This is a genomic window from Nocardiopsis sp. TSRI0078, assembly GCF_001905145.1.
In the GTDB taxonomy this organism is placed as follows: Bacteria; Actinomycetota; Actinomycetes; order Streptosporangiales; family Streptosporangiaceae; genus Nocardiopsis.
Window position 1 is genome coordinate 550,663 of record NZ_LWLB01000023.1, and the last position, 15,073, is coordinate 565,735.

Here is a 15,073-nt window from a genome sequence, read left to right on the forward strand (position 1 = left end):
GCCGTCGCTTGCGTTCGTCCTCCTCGGAGCCGCTACCCGGTGGCCTCCGAGGCAATCACCGTTCCGAGATCTTTCCGTGACCTCGTTTTGGGCAACCCTGGGTGCCCGGACGGCGAAGGGGCCGCCACCGTCGTCCGACGGTGGCGGCCCCGAGCGCGTCGCGCCTGGCGCGGGATCGTCCTACTTGGCGATCAGCTGGCGCAGCACGTACTGCAGGATGCCGCCGTTGCGGTAGTAGTCGGCCTCGCCCGGGGTGTCGATACGCACCACGGCGTCGAACTCCACTCCGGTGTCGGTGCTGACCTTCACCGTGGCGGGGACGCGGCCCTCGTTCAGCTCGGTCACGCCGGTGATGGAGAAGGTCTCCTCACCGGTCAGGCCCAGGGAGTCGGCGGACTGGCCCTCGGGGAACTGCAGGGGCAGGACGCCCATGCCGATCAGGTTGGAGCGGTGGATGCGCTCGTAGGACTCGGTGATGACCGCGCGCACACCCAGCAGGCGGGTGCCCTTGGCGGCCCAGTCGCGCGAGGAGCCCGAACCGTACTCCTTGCCGCCCAGGACGACCAGCGGGATGTCCTGCTCGGCGTAGTTCTGCGCGGCGTCGTAGATGAACGACACGGGCGCGTCGGGCTGGGTGAAGTCGCGGGTGTAGCCGCCCTCGGTGCCCGGCGCGATCTGGTTGCGCAGACGGATGTTGGCGAACGTGCCGCGGATCATCACCTCGTGATTGCCCCGGCGGGAACCGTAGGAGTTGAAGTCGCGGCGCTCCACACCGTGGGCCTTGAGGTAGTCGGCCGCCGGGGTGCCCGGCTTGATGGCGCCGGCCGGGGAGATGTGGTCGGTGGTGACCGAGTCACCCAGCTTGGCCAGGACGCGGGCGCCGGTGATGTCGGTGACCGGCGCCGGGTCGGCGCCCATGCCCTCGAAGTAGGGGGGCTTGCGGACGTAGGTGGACTCGCCCTCCCACTCGAAGGTGTTGCCGGTGGGCGTGGGCAGCGAGCGCCAGCGGTCGTCGCCGGCGAACACGTCGGCGTACGCGGACTCGTACATGTCCGAGGCGATCGCGGAGTCCATGACCTCCTGGATCTCCTCCGCGCTCGGCCAGATGTCGGCCAGGAAGACGGGCTCGCCGTCCTCGCCGACGCCCAGGGGCTCGGTGGTGATGTCCACGTCGAGCGACCCGGCCAGCGCGTAGGCGACCACCAGCGGCGGCGAGGCCAGGTAGTTCATCTTCACGTCCGGGTTGATCCGGCCCTCGAAGTTGCGGTTGCCGGACAGGACCGCGGAGACCGCGAGGTCGTTGTCCTGGACGGCCTTGGAGATCTCCTCCGGCAGCGGGCCGGAGTTGCCGATGCAGGTGGTGCAGCCGTAGCCGACCAGGTTGAAGCCCAGCTTGTCCAGGTACGGGGTCAGGCCGGAGCGCTCGTAGTAGTCGGTGACGACCTTGGACCCGGGGGCCATGGAGGTCTTGACCCACGGCTTGCGGGACAGGCCCTTCTCCACCGCCTTCTTGGCCAGCAGGGCGGCGCCCAGCATGACCGAGGGGTTGGAGGTGTTGGTGCAGGAGGTGATCGCGGCGATCACCACGGCGCCGTGGTCGATCTCGGTCTCGGTGCCGTCGGCCATGGTGACCTTGACGGCCTTGTGCGGACGCCTGCTGCCGGGCTCGGCCATGTGCGCCGGAGCGTCGGAGGCCGGGAAGGAGTCCTCGCTGGCCTCGTCGACCTCGTCGTCGACGTAGTTGTGCACGTCGTGGCGCCAGGTGGTCTTGGCGTCCGACAGCGCGATGCGGTCCTGCGGGCGCTTGGGGCCGGCGATGGACGGGACCACGTCGGCCAGGTCGAGCTCGATGTACTCGGAGAACTCGGGCTCGACGGCCGGGTCGTGCCAGAAGCCGTTGGCCTTGGCGTAGGCCTCGGTCAGGGCGACCTGCTGCTCGGAGCGGCCGGTCAGCCTCATGTAGCGGATGGTCTCGTCGTCGACCGGGAAGATCGCGGCGGTGGAGCCGAACTCCGGGCTCATGTTGCCGATGGTGGCGCGGTTGGCCAGCGGCACGGACGCGACGCCCTCGCCGTAGAACTCGACGAACTTGCCGACCACACCGTGCTCGCGCAGCATCTCGGTGATGGTGAGCACCAGGTCGGTGGCGGTGGTGCCGGGCTTGAGCTGGCCCTTCAGCTTGAAGCCGACCACACGCGGGATGAGCATGGAGATCGGCTGGCCGAGCATGGCGGCCTCGGCCTCGATGCCGCCCACGCCCCAGCCCAGGATGCCCAGGCCGTTCTGCATGGTGGTGTGCGAGTCGGTGCCCACACAGGTGTCGGGGTAGGCCTGGCCGCCCCGGTCCATGGTGACGCGCGCCAGGTGCTCGATGTTGGCCTGGTGCACGATGCCGGTGCCGGGCGGGACGACCTTGAACTCGTCGAAGGCGGTCTGGCCCCAGCGCAGGAACTTGTAGCGCTCGTAGTTGCGCTCGTACTCGATCTCGACGTTGCGCTCGAAGGCGTCGGGGCTGCCGAAGAGGTCGACCACGACGGAGTGGTCGATCACCAACTCGGCGGGGGCGAGCGGGTTGATCTTGTCCGGGTCGCCGCCCATGTCGCGCACGGCCTCGCGCATGGTGGCGAGGTCGACGACGCAGGGCACGCCGGTGAAGTCCTGCATGATCACCCGCGCGGGGGTGAACTGGATCTCCTGGTTGGGCTGGGCCTTGGGGTCCCAGCCGCCCAGGGCCCGGATGTGGTCTGCGGTGACATTCGCACCGTCCTCGGTGCGCAGAAGGTTCTCCAGCAGCACCTTCAGGCTGTAGGGAAGCCGCTTGGAGCCCTCAACGGCCTCCAGACGGAAGATCTCGTACGACTCGTCGCCAACGCGCAACGTGTCACGGGCGCCGAAGCTGTTCGCGGACACGGTGTCTGCCTCCTGATCTCGCCACTTTGCTCCCAGCATCCTGCCCCATGGGGCGGGTGCGGGACCTACTGAGGCCGCCCTGACCGGGTGCCGGGGGCGGAGAGCCGCGGGGGTGGTCTCCGCCTGCCTTCCGACCTCCATCAGGTCCGCCGTGACCTGCGGCGACACCACTCGCCACCGGCCGGGCGGTCCGCTGGTCGCGGGCGCCCATGATGTTCGGGTCCGGGCGCCGTCAAGCGGTCAACCTCACACGCCCGAACCGGGAGCGGGTCGGGGGGAGCCCCGCTGTTATCTTGATGTCAAGCTATCTGACTTGTATCTCGATATCAAGTTATCGGGTGGGTGCCACCCGGGCGCGGCCGCCCCCCGAGAAGTCGCCCCGCTCTCAGTCCAACTGCGGCGCGACCTGCGACGCGACCAGTTCCAGGTGGTCCAGGTCGGACATGTCCAGCATCTGCAGGTACATGCGTTCCGCACCCGCGGCGGCGAACCGGCCGATCTTGTCCACCAGCTCGTTCGGGGTACCCGCCAGCCCGTTCTCCCGCAGCTCCGGCACCTCGCGGCCGATCCGCTCGGCCCGCCGGGCCACCTCCGCCTCGTCCTTGCCCGCGCACAGCACCTGCGCGGCGGAGTAGACCATCGGCGCGCCGCGCCCCGAGGCCCCGACCGCGGCGCGGGTCCGCCCGAAGGCGGCCGAGGTGTCCTCGACCGAGGCGAAGGGCACGTTGTACTCGTCTGCGTACTTGGCGGCCAGGCGCGGCGTGCGCTTGGGCCCGGTCCCGCCGATCAGCACCGGCGGCCGCGGGCCCTGCTCCGGCTTGGGGAGCGCGGGCCCCTCCGCCAGCCTGTAGTGCTTGCCCTCGTAGCGGAAGGTCTCGCCCACCGGGGTGGACCACAGCCCCGTGATGATGTCCAGCTGCTCCTCGTAGCGGTCGAAGCGCTCGCGGGCGGTGGCCGGGAAGGGGATCCCGTAGACCGCGTGCTCCTCCTCGAACCAGCCGGCGCCGAAGCCGAACTCCACCCGGCCGCCGCTCATGCGGTCGACCTGGGCGACGGAGATGGCGAGGGGGCCGGGGTAGCGGAAGGTCGCCGCGCTCATCAGCGTGCCCAGACGGATACGGGAGGTGTCTCGGGCCAGCCCGGCCAGGGTGATCCAGGCGTCGGTGGGCCCGGGGAGGCCGCTGACGTGATCTCCCATGTGCAGGTAGTGGTCAGATCGGAACAGGGCGTCGAACCCCAGGTCCTCCGCGGCCCTGGCGACGGCGAGCTGGTCCTCGTAGGTGGCCCCCTGTTGGGGCTCAAGGAAGATCCTCAGACGCATACCCCCATTTTCTCCCACAGCGGCCACCAGACCGAAACCGCCGCGCGGTTACCGTGGATAAAGACACGGCCGCCCCCGTGGAACCGAACCATGTCCCCGCCGCGATAGCCCTCCACGTGAAGCTGCTCCGCCGCGCGCGCCGCCGCGCTTCCCCCTACGACTCCGACAGCACCGACCCGGTGCTGCTGGCCGCCGTCGCCGCGGGTGAGACCCGTGCCCTGGAGATCCTGCACCGCAGGCACGCGCCCTGGCTGCGGGCACGGCTGCGCTACCGCTGCGCCGACCCCGACCAGCTCGACGCCGCCCTCCAGGAGACCTTCCTGGCCGTGTGGAGGAACGCGGGCTCCTTCACCCCCCGCGGCGGCGACACCGACGCCGGGGCCTGGCTGTGGACCATCGCGATCCGTCAGCTCATCTCCCAGCTGCGCAAACGCGCCAACCGCTGGATCGCCGACGGCGACACCGACTACGAGACCATAGGCGACGCCTCCGCCGAGGACACCGTGCTGCTCAACATCGAGTACGGCCCGCTGGGCGCCGCCCTGCACTCCCTCTCGCCCGAGCTGCGCTCGGCCATCCAGGCCACCGTGCTCGACGGGCTCACCGTCCGGGAGGCCGCGCAGATTCTCCAGATCCCCGAAGGAACCGTCAAGACACGGGTCATGCGCGCCAAGGCGCGGCTACGGGAGGCACTGACATGAGCTGGCACCTGACCCCTGCCCAAGCACACGAGTACGCCCACCACCGGTCCGACGACGTCACCGCCATGTCCGTGGAGGCCCACATCACCCGCTGCGCGCCCTGCCGCGACCTGCTCCCCGCCGACGAGGACTGGCTGGCCCGCAGCTGGGCGGACCTGCGCGACGTGGTGGACCGCCCCCGGCGCGGACCGGTCGAGGCGCTGCTGTCCTCACTGGGGGTGGGCGAGGGCACCGCGAAACTGCTCGCCGCCACCCCGGGCCTATACAGGGCCTGGCTGCTGGCCACGGTCGTGGTGCTGGCGGCCGCCCTGCTGGCCGCCCACCGCCTACCGCTCGGCTCGATGATGTTCACCTTCACCGCCCCGGTCGTGCCGCTGGTGGGCGTGGCCCTGGCCTACGGGCGCGGCGTGGACCCCGCCCACGCCCTGACCTCGGTCACCCCGCTGGCCGGGCAGCGGCTGCTGTTCCTGCGCACCTGCGCGGTCCTGGTGCCCGCGCTGACCCTGTGCATGGCGGCGGCCCTGCTGCTGCCCCCCTCGCACGTGCCCTGGGCGTCGGCGTTCTGGCTGCTGCCCTCGCTCACCCTCGTGGCCGGTTCGCTGGTGCTCAGCCGCTGGATGCACCTGGGCGCTGCCAGCGCCGTCGTGGGGCTGCTGTGGCTGCTCGCCCTGGGCGCCCTGGTCGCCTCGGGGGACGCCACGCCTCTACAGCTGCTCGTTCCCCAGGCCCAGGTGTGGTGGGCGGGCGCGCTCGCCACCCTGCTCGTCGCCCTCCTGTGGCGTGTGAGGGCGTCATGAGCTCCACGACCACGGTGGCCGCTCCCGTCCGCCTGCGCGGACTGGTGCGCCGCTACGGCACCCGGACCGCCCTGGACGGCGTCGACCTGGACCTGGGGCCCGGGGTGACCGGGCTGCTGGGGCGCAACGGCGCGGGTAAGACCACCCTCCTGCGCTGTCTGAACACCGATCTGGAGGCCACCGACGGCGAGGTCCGCGTGCTGGGACGCGACCCCGAGCGCCCGGGCGAGCGGACCGAGATCCGGCGCCGCCTGGGCTACCTGCCGCAGAACCCCGAGTTCTACCCGTACTTCACCGCGTTCGGCCTGCTGGACTACATGGCGGTGCTCAAGGAGCTGGGCGGGCGCCGGGCCCGCCACGACGAGGTGCGTCGCGGCCTGGAGAGGGTCGGTCTCCTCGACCGCCGCCACAGCCGCGTCCGCCGCCTGTCCGGCGGCATGCGCCAGCGCCTGGGGCTGGCCGCGGCCATGCTCGGCGATCCCGAGGTACTGCTGCTGGACGAGCCGACCATCGGCCTGGACCCCGAACAGCGCATCCGGTTCCGCGGACTGGTCTCGGAACTGGCCGTGCGCAGCACCGTGGTGCTGTCCACCCACCAGATCGAGGACGTGGCGGCACTGTGCCAGCGCGTGGTGTGCCTGGACGCGGGCCGGGTGGTCTTCGACGGCACCCCGGGAGAGCTGGTGGACCGTGCGCGCGGGCACGTGTGGGAGCACCGCGGGCACCCCGGCGAGGGGTACACCGCATGGCGGCTGGCCGACGGGCGCTACCGCGTGCTCACCCCGGCCGGCGGTGCGCACGCCGGATCCGCCCCCGGCCTGGAACCGGTCGACCCCACCCTGGAGGACGCCTACCTGCTGCTCACGGGCGTGGAACAGGGGCTCCGGTGAGCCGTGTCGACGGGCGGGCGGATACCGCGGACGCGGCACCGACCGCGGCGGGGCCGTCCGCGGACACGGCGCCCCCGCGGACCGCCGCGGGAGGACCGGAGCGGCCGCGCACCGCCGGACGCGCGACCGCGTTCGCCCGGCTGGTGTGCTTCGACACGGTGCGCCTGTGCCGGAACCCGCTCCTGGCCCTGGGCATGGCGGCGGGCGCCTACCTGCTCCTGGACATGAGCAGGGCCACGGGTGTGCCCACGCTGGAGAGCTGGTACCACAGGACCGGCTCCATCGCGACGGTCGTGGGCGTGATGATGTTCGTCGTGGTCACCTTCCCCGCCATGCGCGAGGCCCGCTACTCCACGGCGCTGGTGTCCCCCCTGGGCCGCACGAGCCGCCTCCTGTCCCTGATGGCGGCGTCCTCACTGGTCAGCATGGTGATGGTGGTGGTGCTGGCCGGTCTGCACTACTGGTGGGCCTCCCCTCCCCTGCCGGGCGTGCTGAGCCCGCCCGCGTACCCGGCACCCCTCCTGCTGGCGGCGGCGGGGCCCCTGCTGTCGATCGCCCTGGTGGCGTGGACCCGCTCGTACCTGCCGCTGGTCGTGGTGGGTCTGGCCACCCCCGTCTACACGCTGTACGGCGTCTCGCTGCTGGGGAGCGACCTGCAGAACGCCGCGTTCCGGGTGGAATGGGCGGTCCGCGCCACCATGCACCCGTTCAAGGTGCGCGCGCCCTCCGTCACGGACGTGGCCGCCCACTACCTGGTCTACTCGGTGCTGGCCTTGGCCGTCCTGGTGTTCCTGGCCCTGGCCGCCCGGGGAGGCCGCACCCTCCGTGCGGCCTGTCTGGGCACGGCCGCCGTGCTGCTGGCCGGTGCCGCGCTCACCGTCGCCCACGGACGCCAGGCCCACACCCCACACACACCCATAGCCGACAGCCAGGTGTACGGCGCGCACGGGCCCTCCTGCCGGGTCGTGGAGGGCATCACCTACTGTCCGCTGCCGGGCTTCGACCCGTGGGTGGACCACTGGCACGAGACCCTGGCTCCGGCCGTGGACCTGCTGCCCGCGGCGGCGCACGGCCGCCTGCCGGTGGTGTGGCAGGACGGCTCCTCCTACCGGCGGGACCTGGACGTTCCCGAGGGCCGGTCCGTGATGGTCTACGGCTACATGAGCCCGGGATGGACGTACTGGCGGGCCGAGCTGGTGGGCGGCGTGGTCCGGTCGGTCCTGGACGTGCCCTCCCCCTACGAGCCCCGCCTGTGCCGCGCCACCGGCCAGTCGCGCGTCGTGATCGCCGCCTGGCTGACGACCGTCGGGGAGGAGGCGTCCCGTACCGAGAAGCTGGACGTCCTCGCCATGGGCCTGGAGCCCTACCTCCCCTCCGCCCTGGACCTGGAGGTGGCCCGGGCGCTGACCGGGCTCCCCGAGGAGCGGGTGGGCCGGGTCCTGGAGGAGCACTGGGAGAGGCTGTCCGCGCCCACGGGGCGCACCCGGGAGCTCGCGGAACTGCTGGGGCTGCGTGTCCGGGAGGCCTCCGGGTCGCCCGCGGACTCCGCCGACTGGGCCCGGCTCTACCCCGGTCAGCCCCACCGGGAGATCGTCGACGGCACGGGATGGCGCACACTCCCCATGTGCGTCTGAGGCCGCGTTCGGAACGGAGCCCCGCGGGCCCGCCCCACACATCCGATCGTAGGATGGAAGGTATGAAGAACCCGTACTGGCACGTCGTGCTCCCCCCGCTGTGCGCCTGACCGGGCGCACCCTCCCCATCTCCTGAGGAGCCCGGGCAACGGCCCGTCGGCGGTGTCCGCCGGGCCGCGTGTCGTCGTGCGCCCGTTTCGCCCTCTCCCGGCACACGCGACGACAAGGACCACGACCGTGTCAGAACGCTCCCTTCCCACCTCCGACTCCCCCGCCTCCACCACCGCTGCCCTGGCCCGGGGCCCGCTGCCGATCCTGGCCGCGGCCGTGCTGTGGGGCACCACCGGCACCGCCGCCTCCCTGGCTCCCGCGAGCGCGCCCGCGGCCGCCATCGGCTCCGCGGGCCTGGCCCTGGGCGGCCTGCTGCTGTTCCTCACCGGACGGGGCTCCCTGGCCCTTCTCACCCGGGGCGGGGGAACCACCCGGTGGACGCTCGCCCTGGGCGCCCTGGCCGTCGCCGGGTACCCGCTGTCCTTCTACCCGGCCGTGGCACAGGCGGGTGTCGCCGTCGCCACCGTGATCACGCTGGGCAGCGCGCCGGTCTTCGCCGGGCTGCTGTCCTGGCTGACCGGGCGGGCCCGGCCCACGGGGCGCTGGGTCGCGGCCACCCTGGCCGCGGTACTGGGCTGCGCCGTACTCGTGCTGGGCTCGGAGCTCACCGGGGGCGCGTCCGCCGTGCGGCCCACCGGGGTGCTCCTGGCCCTGCTCGCCGGGCTGTCCTACTCCGCCTACGCGCTCATCGCCGAGCGGCTCATCCAGCGGGGACACCCGTCGGGAGCCGTGATGGGCACGATGTTCGCGGGCGGCGGGCTCGCCGTGCTCCCGGTGGTACCGGCCGCCGGGGCGGCCTGGCTGGCCACGGCCGAGGGCGCTCTGGTGGCCCTGCACCTGGCGGTGTTCACCGTGTTCCTGGCCTACCGGCTGTTCGGGAACGGACTGCGGCACACCCCCGCGTCGGTGGCCACCACCCTGACCCTGGCCGAACCGGCCGTGGCCGCTCTGCTGGGCGTGGTGGTGGTCGGTGAGCGACTGCCCGCCGTGTCGTGGGCCGGGCTGGCCGTACTCGCCCTGGGGCTGATGGTCCTGCGGGCCCCGGCCCGGCGCCCGACCCGGAGGTAGCGAAGGCGCGGGGCGGGGCCGCGGCCCGTACACGGCCCTGGGCCGGTCGAGCGCGTTCCCGCCCCGTTCCCGGAAGCCCCGGGACAGCCGGCCGGTGGTACCCGGCCACAACGGTGGCCGCACCGCCGGGATGGGGCGGGATCCACGGATCCGGCTTGACCCTCACGCCGCGTGAGGCTGGAGGGTGGGGTGCATGAGCGACTACTACAACGCGTTCGAGACGAGTCCCGTGCCCGCTCCCGGCCCGGACGCGGTTCCGCCGGAGCCGTTCCGCGGCATCTATGGAATGCCCGCGTTCGCGACGATCCCCACGAGTGATCTGGCGGCGTCGGTGGACTTCTGGACTCGTGGGCTCGGGTTCTTCGAGCTGTTCTGCATCCCCGGCAGGCTCGTGCATCTGCGCCGGTGGGCGTTCCAGGACGTACTCCTCGTGTCGGCGGCGAGCGTTCCGGAGCGGACACCAGCGATGAGCCTCAGTTTCGCGTGCGTGCTCAGCCAGGTCGACTCCCTCGTCGAGGCCTGTCGTGCGTTGCGCCCGCACTCGGTCGACGGTCCACGGGACACTCCCTGGAACACCCTTGACGTGGAGGTGGTCACCCCCGAGAACGCACGGATCGTCCTCACCGCGGCGAAGCCCTTCGACCCGGCCAGCCAGGAGGCGCGCGACCTCGAAGCCATCGGGATCACCCCACCGGACGTCGGTCGCGGCGATAATGAGGAGCATGCCTGATGCCACTGACGCCGATGGCCTGACCGTCGGCCAGGTCTCGGCGCGTCTGGGCGTGACGGTCCGCGCACTGCACCACTGGGACGGGATCGGTCTGGCGCGACCGTCGCTGCGCACGGCTGCCGGATACCGGCTCTACACCGCTGGTGACCTGGAACGCCTGCACCGCGTCGTGGTCTACCGCGAGCTCGGTCTCGGCCTGGACGGGATCCGGGCCGTCCTGGACGACTCGACCGCGGACGTGCCCGGCGCATTGCGCGCGCAGCGCGCCCGGGTCGCTGAACGGATCGACCGCCTCCGGCAGCTCAGCGCCGGACTGGACCGGATGATCGACGCCCACGAGCACGGCCTGCTGCTGACCATCGAGCAGCAGGTCGCGGTCTTCGGCCCCCAGTGGAACCCGGACTGGCCCGCCCAAGCCCGTCAGCGCTACGGAGACACGACGCAATGGCTGCAGTACGCCGAGCGCTCGGCCTCCCGCGGTCCGGAGGAATGGCAGGCCGTCGCCGACGCCGTCGCCGGCCTCGACCGCGCCCTCGGGGAGGCGATGGACGCCGGCGTCACACCTGGTAGCCCGGAAGCGAACCGACTCGTCGAGCGGCACCGCGAGGTCTTCGCCTCGTACTTTCCCCTCACCAGGCGGATGCAGGTCTGTCTCGGCCGCATGTACGAGGCCGATCCGGCGTTCGCCGCCCACTACGACGGCATCCGCTCCGGCCTCGCCACGTGGTTCCGCCGCCTCGTCGACGCCAGCGCGCGTGCCCACGGCATCGACCCCGACACCGCGACCTGGCGGTAGGGCGCGGAGCCGGCAAGCCCGCACCCGTGGGGGTGTCCGCCGCCCTCACGAACCCGGAGGTCGGCCTGACCCGCGCACACGCCCGCCCGGCCCCCGCGGAAGGCCGCCGGCCATCGAGCGGTCCCATGCGGTCCGGACACAGGCGCGCATCCCAGCCGACCGCGGCCGACCTCCTGCCCGGGTCTGGTCGCGGTGACCGCGGAGGTACACCGGCTCGCCCCATGGGCCACGCTCTTGTGCTTGTAGCGCGCTTCGGCGCCCAACCTCGCCACAAGTGCAAGATCATCCGGGGGTGGAGCACTCCGGCCGCACCGGCAACGTGTCCGGTCAGCCCACCAAGCGGTGGCGGCGGGCGGCGGGGGCGGAGCCCCGAGGAGACATTGCTAGTCGCGGTGGCGGCGGGCCGGGTGGACCGGCTCCAGCACCGCCAGGCACTCCACGTGGTGGGTCATCGGGAAGGCGTCGAAGGCGCGAAGCTCCACCAGCCGGTACTCGGCCCGCTCGAAGGAGGCCAGGTCGCGGGCGAGCGTGGCGGGGTCACAGGAGACGTAGGCGACCCTGCGCGGGCGCGTCCCGGTCAGGGAGCGCACCACCTCGGCGCCCGCACCGGCCCGGGGCGGGTCCAGGACGACCACGTCGGCGCGCACGTCCGCCCACTCGCGCAGCTGGGCGGCCACGTCGCCCTGCTCGACGCGCACCTGCTCCATGTCCCTGAGGTTGTACCGGGCGTCGCTCACGGCCTGGGTGCCGCTCTCCACGCCCATGGCGCGCCCCTCGGGGCCCACCGCCTCGGCCAGAGCGCCGGTGAACAGGCCCGCACCGCAGTACAGGTCCAGGGCGGTCTCACCGGGCTTGACCTCCAGGGCCCCCATCACGGCGGCCGTGAGGACCTCCGCGGCGGCCGGGTGCACCTGCCAGAAGCCGCCCGCGCTGACGCGGTACTCGCGGCCGTTCGCGTTCTCGCGCACGCCCCGGCGCCCGCGCACCTGCTGGACGCGGCCCCCCTTGAACCGGCGCAGCACCGCGCTGGAGGTGCCCAGTTCGGGAAGGGCTCCCAACTTGGCGCCGGTGGGGGTGACGACGACGGCGCGGTCGGCGCGTCCGGCCGAGGCGACCGCCTCCACGTCCCTGACGCCCTCCCAGGTCACGTCGGTCACGCCGAGCTCGGTCACGCCGGGGTGGGCGATCAGGCAGCGGTCGACGGGCTCGATGTCGTGGGAGCGGTGGCGGCGCAGCCCGGCGTGGCCCTCGGAGTCCACGGAGAAGCGCACGCGGGTGCGCCAGCCCAGGCCGTCGGGGGTCCCGGGCAGTTCCTCCACCACGACCTCGCGGTCGATCCCGGCGATACGGCGCAGCTGGTCGGCGACGACCTTGGCCTTGAGGGCGCGCTGGGCCTCCGGTGAGGCGTGCTGCCAGTCGCAGCCGCCGCACTTGCCCGGCCCGGCGAAGGCGCAGGGGGCCTCGACCCGGTCGGGGGAGGCGGTGAGGACCTCCACGGCGTCGCCGCGGAGGAAGCGGGAGGTCCGCTCGGTGACGCGGACGCGGACCCGCTCGCCGGGCAGGGCGTGGCGCACGAAGACCACCTGGTCGCCGTGGCGTCCCACGCACCAGCCTCCGTGTGCGACGTCGTCAACGGTGAGTTCGAATTCCTGGCCGGTCATGGTGTGGTGTCCTCAAGGTGGTCGGGTCGCTTCTGGGTGACCCTGCGCGCACAGCCACCAACCATTCCCAATCTACCGCTCAGGACACACCGTCCGCGTTGTTCCGTGGCCGGGCCGCCGGCTTCCGGTGCCGGCGCGCGTGGAGGGCGCGTCTGTGCCAAGGTGGGACCAGGCGCGGCACAGGCGACGGACGGCTATCTCGACGGGAGTGCGAGCGAGGTGCACATCGTGATCATGGGGTGCGGCCGGGTGGGTTCCACCCTGGCCCACACCCTGGTGGACCTGGGGCACACGGTGGCGGTGATCGACCAGGACCCCGAGGCGTTCCGGCGCCTGCGCGGCTCCGTGTCCAAGCACGCCGTCCGGGGCGTGGGACACGACCGGGAGGTCCTGCTCTCCGCGGGGATCGACCGGGCCGGGGCGTTCGCGGCGGTCAGCAACGGTGACAACTCCAACATCATCTCCGCGCGGGTGGCGCGCGAGGCGTTCGGGGTCGAGCACGTGGTCGCGCGGATCTACGATCCCCGCCGCGCGGAGGTCTACCAGCGCCTGGGCATCCCCACGGTGGCGACGGTGCGGTGGACGGCCGACGCGATCCTGCGCCGGATGGTGCCGGGCGACGGGCGGCTCACCGTGGGCCCGGAGTGGCAGGACGCGTCCGGGAGCCTGGCGATGAACGAGCTGACCCTGCCGCCGGGGTGGGAGGGGCGCCGCGTCGCCGACCTGGAGGAGCGGGTGCCGGTGCGGGTGGTCTACCTGACCCGCGGGGGACGGATCGTCCTCGCCCGTTCCGACGATCCGATGGAGGAGGGCGACGTCCTGCACGTGGTCGCCCACGGCCGGGACCTGGACGGGCTGTCCGGGCGGCTGCACGACGACGAGACGGGGCGTGGGTGAGATGCGGATCGCCATCGCGGGAGCCGGGAGCGTGGGCCGCTCCATCGCCACGGAGCTGGCGGGCAGCGGCCACGACGTACTGCTGATCGACCGGGACACCCGGGCCATCGGTGTGGACGACCTGCCCCAGGTGGAGTGGCTGCTGGCCGACGCCTGTGAGCTGACCACCCTGGAGGACGCCCGGCTGGACGACTTCGACGTGGTGATCGCGGCCAGCAGCGACGACAAGGTCAACCTGGTGGTGTCCCTGCTGGCCAAGAACGAGTTCGGGGTGGGCAGGGTGATCGCCCGCATCAACGACCCCGACAACGAGTGGCTGTTCAACGAGTCCTGGGGCGTGGACCTGGCGGTCTCCCCGCCGCGGCTGATCGCCGACCTGGTCGAGGGCGCCCCGGAGGAGGGCCTGGACCAGGAGGGGGCCCTGCCGCCGCTGCCGGGTGCGGAGATCGCCGAGTCGGTGCTGCACGCCGAGAGCTCGTTCGCGGACGGACCGGAGAGCGCGCTGACCGAGGCACTGCCCGAGGGCGTGGCCCTGGTGGCGGTGGTCGGCCCCGGAGGGGTGCGTCCTCCCGAGCCCGGAAGAAGCCTGTCCGTGGGCGACACGGTGGTGTTCCTGGCCGAGCCGGAGGCGCTGGGCGCGCTGGAGGCCCTGCTGGCGCCCCCGGACGAGGACGTCTAGCCGGGACCGTCCTCCCCCCGGGCGGCGGCCCCCTCCTCGCGCTCGTCCAGCGGAGTGCGGCCCCGGGCCAGCACCCACACCATGGCGGCGAACGCGGCGACCTGGAGCGGCCAGCCCATGGCGATCTTGGAGAGGCCCAGCAGACCGAAGGTGTCGGCCCAGCCGTGGGTGTCGGCCATCCACAGCGGGTACTGCACGAGCACGCGGATCACGCAGGGCAGCACCAGGAGCCAGGTCAGACGCGAGGCCAGGGAGAGCACGGCCGGGTTGGAGCGCCAGGAGGTGAAGTCCTCCTTGTTGCCGATGAACGGGCCGATCATCAGTCCGATCGCGGGCCAGCGCACCAGGACCGACAGGCTCAGCACCACGGCGTAGACGGCGTTGTAGATGATGCCCGGGAGGAAGGCGTCGGCGGCGTTGCCGCTGCGCATGGCGAAGACGGCGGCGATGCCGATGCCGAACAGGCTGGTGACCACGTACTGCACCGAGGAGCGCTGCAGGAGCCGGACCGCGCCCAGGACCAGGGCCGCGGCCACGCCGAGGCCGATCGACGTCCTCAGCTCCGAGGTGAGGACGTAGGAGACGGTGAAGGTCAGGGTGGGCATGGCCGCCTCGACCATGCCGCGCTTGCCGCCCAGCGCCTTGGACAGCTGGGAGCGCACGAGCGCCTCGACCGTGTCCTCGGTGACCACCGGGGTGTCCTCGGCGCCCCTGTGCGCCGGTTCCTGGTCCGGAGTGGGAGCGTCGCTCCGGTCGTCCGCCTCCGCGGGTACCTCGGCCCGGTGGTCCGCCCCGGCCTTCGAGGCGGCCTCCTCGGCGGCACGCTGCTGCTCAGTCATCCTGCTCCGGTTCGATTCGGTCGTGGTCGGTCCCGGTCG

13 protein-coding genes are annotated in these 15,073 nt (G+C 72.7%); 9 read left to right on the forward strand and 4 right to left on the reverse strand.

What is annotated here, in order from left to right; genetic code table 11:
• Positions 1-180: 180 nt before the first annotated feature.
• Complete coding sequence (gene acnA / locus A6A08_RS16680; RefSeq protein ID WP_073703504.1) at positions 181-2,910, reverse strand: aconitate hydratase AcnA; 2,730 nt, start codon at positions 2,908-2,910, stop codon at positions 181-183.
• Between the two features lie 385 nt (positions 2,911-3,295).
• Positions 3,296-4,231, reverse strand: a complete 936-nt coding sequence (locus A6A08_RS16685) for an LLM class F420-dependent oxidoreductase (protein ID WP_073703505.1) — start codon at positions 4,229-4,231, stop codon at positions 3,296-3,298.
• A gap of 116 nt (positions 4,232-4,347) precedes the next feature.
• Between A6A08_RS16685 and A6A08_RS16690 the strand changes: the two genes are divergently transcribed.
• From A6A08_RS16690 to A6A08_RS16720, 7 genes are all read left to right on the forward strand, one after another.
• Complete coding sequence (locus A6A08_RS16690; protein WP_073703506.1) at positions 4,348-4,932, forward strand: RNA polymerase sigma factor; 585 nt, start codon at positions 4,348-4,350, stop codon at positions 4,930-4,932.
• Entirely contained in the window at positions 4,929-5,729 is an 801-nt protein-coding gene (locus tag A6A08_RS16695; protein WP_073703507.1) for a hypothetical protein, read from the forward strand. Before A6A08_RS16690 ends, A6A08_RS16695 begins: the two co-directional genes overlap by 4 nt.
• Positions 5,726-6,619 (forward strand): ABC transporter ATP-binding protein, encoded by an 894-nt coding sequence (locus A6A08_RS16700; RefSeq protein WP_073703508.1) that lies wholly within the window; start codon positions 5,726-5,728, stop codon positions 6,617-6,619. Before A6A08_RS16695 ends, A6A08_RS16700 begins: the two co-directional genes overlap by 4 nt.
• Positions 6,616-8,253, forward strand: coding sequence for a hypothetical protein (locus A6A08_RS16705; RefSeq protein ID WP_242422673.1), 1,638 nt, complete (start codon positions 6,616-6,618; stop codon positions 8,251-8,253). The genes A6A08_RS16700 and A6A08_RS16705 overlap by 4 nt, the downstream gene beginning before the upstream one ends.
• Before the next feature lie 237 nt (positions 8,254-8,490).
• A complete protein-coding gene (locus A6A08_RS16710) occupies positions 8,491-9,432 on the forward strand; it encodes an EamA family transporter (RefSeq protein ID WP_199866955.1) in 942 nt (313 codons plus the stop codon).
• Between the two features lie 193 nt (positions 9,433-9,625).
• Positions 9,626-10,162, forward strand: a complete 537-nt coding sequence (locus tag A6A08_RS16715; protein ID WP_073703509.1) for a VOC family protein — start codon at positions 9,626-9,628, stop codon at positions 10,160-10,162.
• Entirely contained in the window at positions 10,155-10,958 is an 804-nt protein-coding gene (locus tag A6A08_RS16720; protein ID WP_143181780.1) for a MerR family transcriptional regulator, read from the forward strand. Before A6A08_RS16715 ends, A6A08_RS16720 begins: the two co-directional genes overlap by 8 nt.
• Before the next feature lie 383 nt (positions 10,959-11,341).
• Here the strand turns inward: A6A08_RS16720 and A6A08_RS16725 are convergent, their stop codons facing one another.
• The gene (locus A6A08_RS16725; protein ID WP_073703511.1) at positions 11,342-12,619 is read right to left on the reverse strand and encodes a class I SAM-dependent RNA methyltransferase; all 1,278 of its coding nucleotides are present in this window, start codon (positions 12,617-12,619) and stop codon (positions 11,342-11,344) included.
• A gap of 219 nt (positions 12,620-12,838) precedes the next feature.
• Here A6A08_RS16725 and A6A08_RS16730 point away from each other — a divergent pair, with 219 nt between their 5' ends.
• Both A6A08_RS16730 and A6A08_RS16735 read left to right on the forward strand, forming a co-directional pair.
• Positions 12,839-13,516 carry a TrkA family potassium uptake protein gene (locus A6A08_RS16730; RefSeq protein ID WP_073703512.1) on the forward strand — a complete coding sequence of 226 codons (678 nt, stop codon included), beginning with the start codon at positions 12,839-12,841 and terminating at the stop codon, positions 13,514-13,516.
• Positions 13,509-14,195, forward strand: coding sequence for a TrkA family potassium uptake protein (locus tag A6A08_RS16735; protein ID WP_073703513.1), 687 nt, complete (start codon positions 13,509-13,511; stop codon positions 14,193-14,195). The genes A6A08_RS16730 and A6A08_RS16735 overlap by 8 nt, the downstream gene beginning before the upstream one ends.
• On the opposite strand, the gene A6A08_RS16740 is transcribed toward A6A08_RS16735, so the two are convergent.
• Positions 14,192-15,034 carry a DUF3159 domain-containing protein gene (locus A6A08_RS16740; RefSeq protein WP_073703514.1) on the reverse strand — a complete coding sequence of 281 codons (843 nt, stop codon included), beginning with the start codon at positions 15,032-15,034 and terminating at the stop codon, positions 14,192-14,194. The genes A6A08_RS16735 and A6A08_RS16740 overlap by 4 nt on opposite strands.
• Between the last annotated feature and the right edge of the window lie 39 nt (positions 15,035-15,073).

Coding starts and splice junctions, on each gene's coding strand:
- A6A08_RS16685 (WP_073703505.1), bottom strand. CDS start 4,231: ATGCGTCTGAGGATCTTCCTTGAGCCCCAACAGGGGGCCACCTACGAG.
- A6A08_RS16695 (WP_073703507.1), top strand. CDS start 4,929: ATGAGCTGGCACCTGACCCCTGCCCAAGCACACGAGTACGCCCACCAC.
- A6A08_RS16700 (WP_073703508.1), top strand. CDS start 5,726: ATGAGCTCCACGACCACGGTGGCCGCTCCCGTCCGCCTGCGCGGACTG.
- A6A08_RS16715 (WP_073703509.1), top strand. CDS start 9,626: ATGAGCGACTACTACAACGCGTTCGAGACGAGTCCCGTGCCCGCTCCC.
- A6A08_RS16720 (WP_143181780.1), top strand. CDS start 10,155: ATGCCTGATGCCACTGACGCCGATGGCCTGACCGTCGGCCAGGTCTCG.
- A6A08_RS16725 (WP_073703511.1), bottom strand. CDS start 12,619: ATGACCGGCCAGGAATTCGAACTCACCGTTGACGACGTCGCACACGGA.
- A6A08_RS16740 (WP_073703514.1), bottom strand. CDS start 15,034: ATGACTGAGCAGCAGCGTGCCGCCGAGGAGGCCGCCTCGAAGGCCGGG.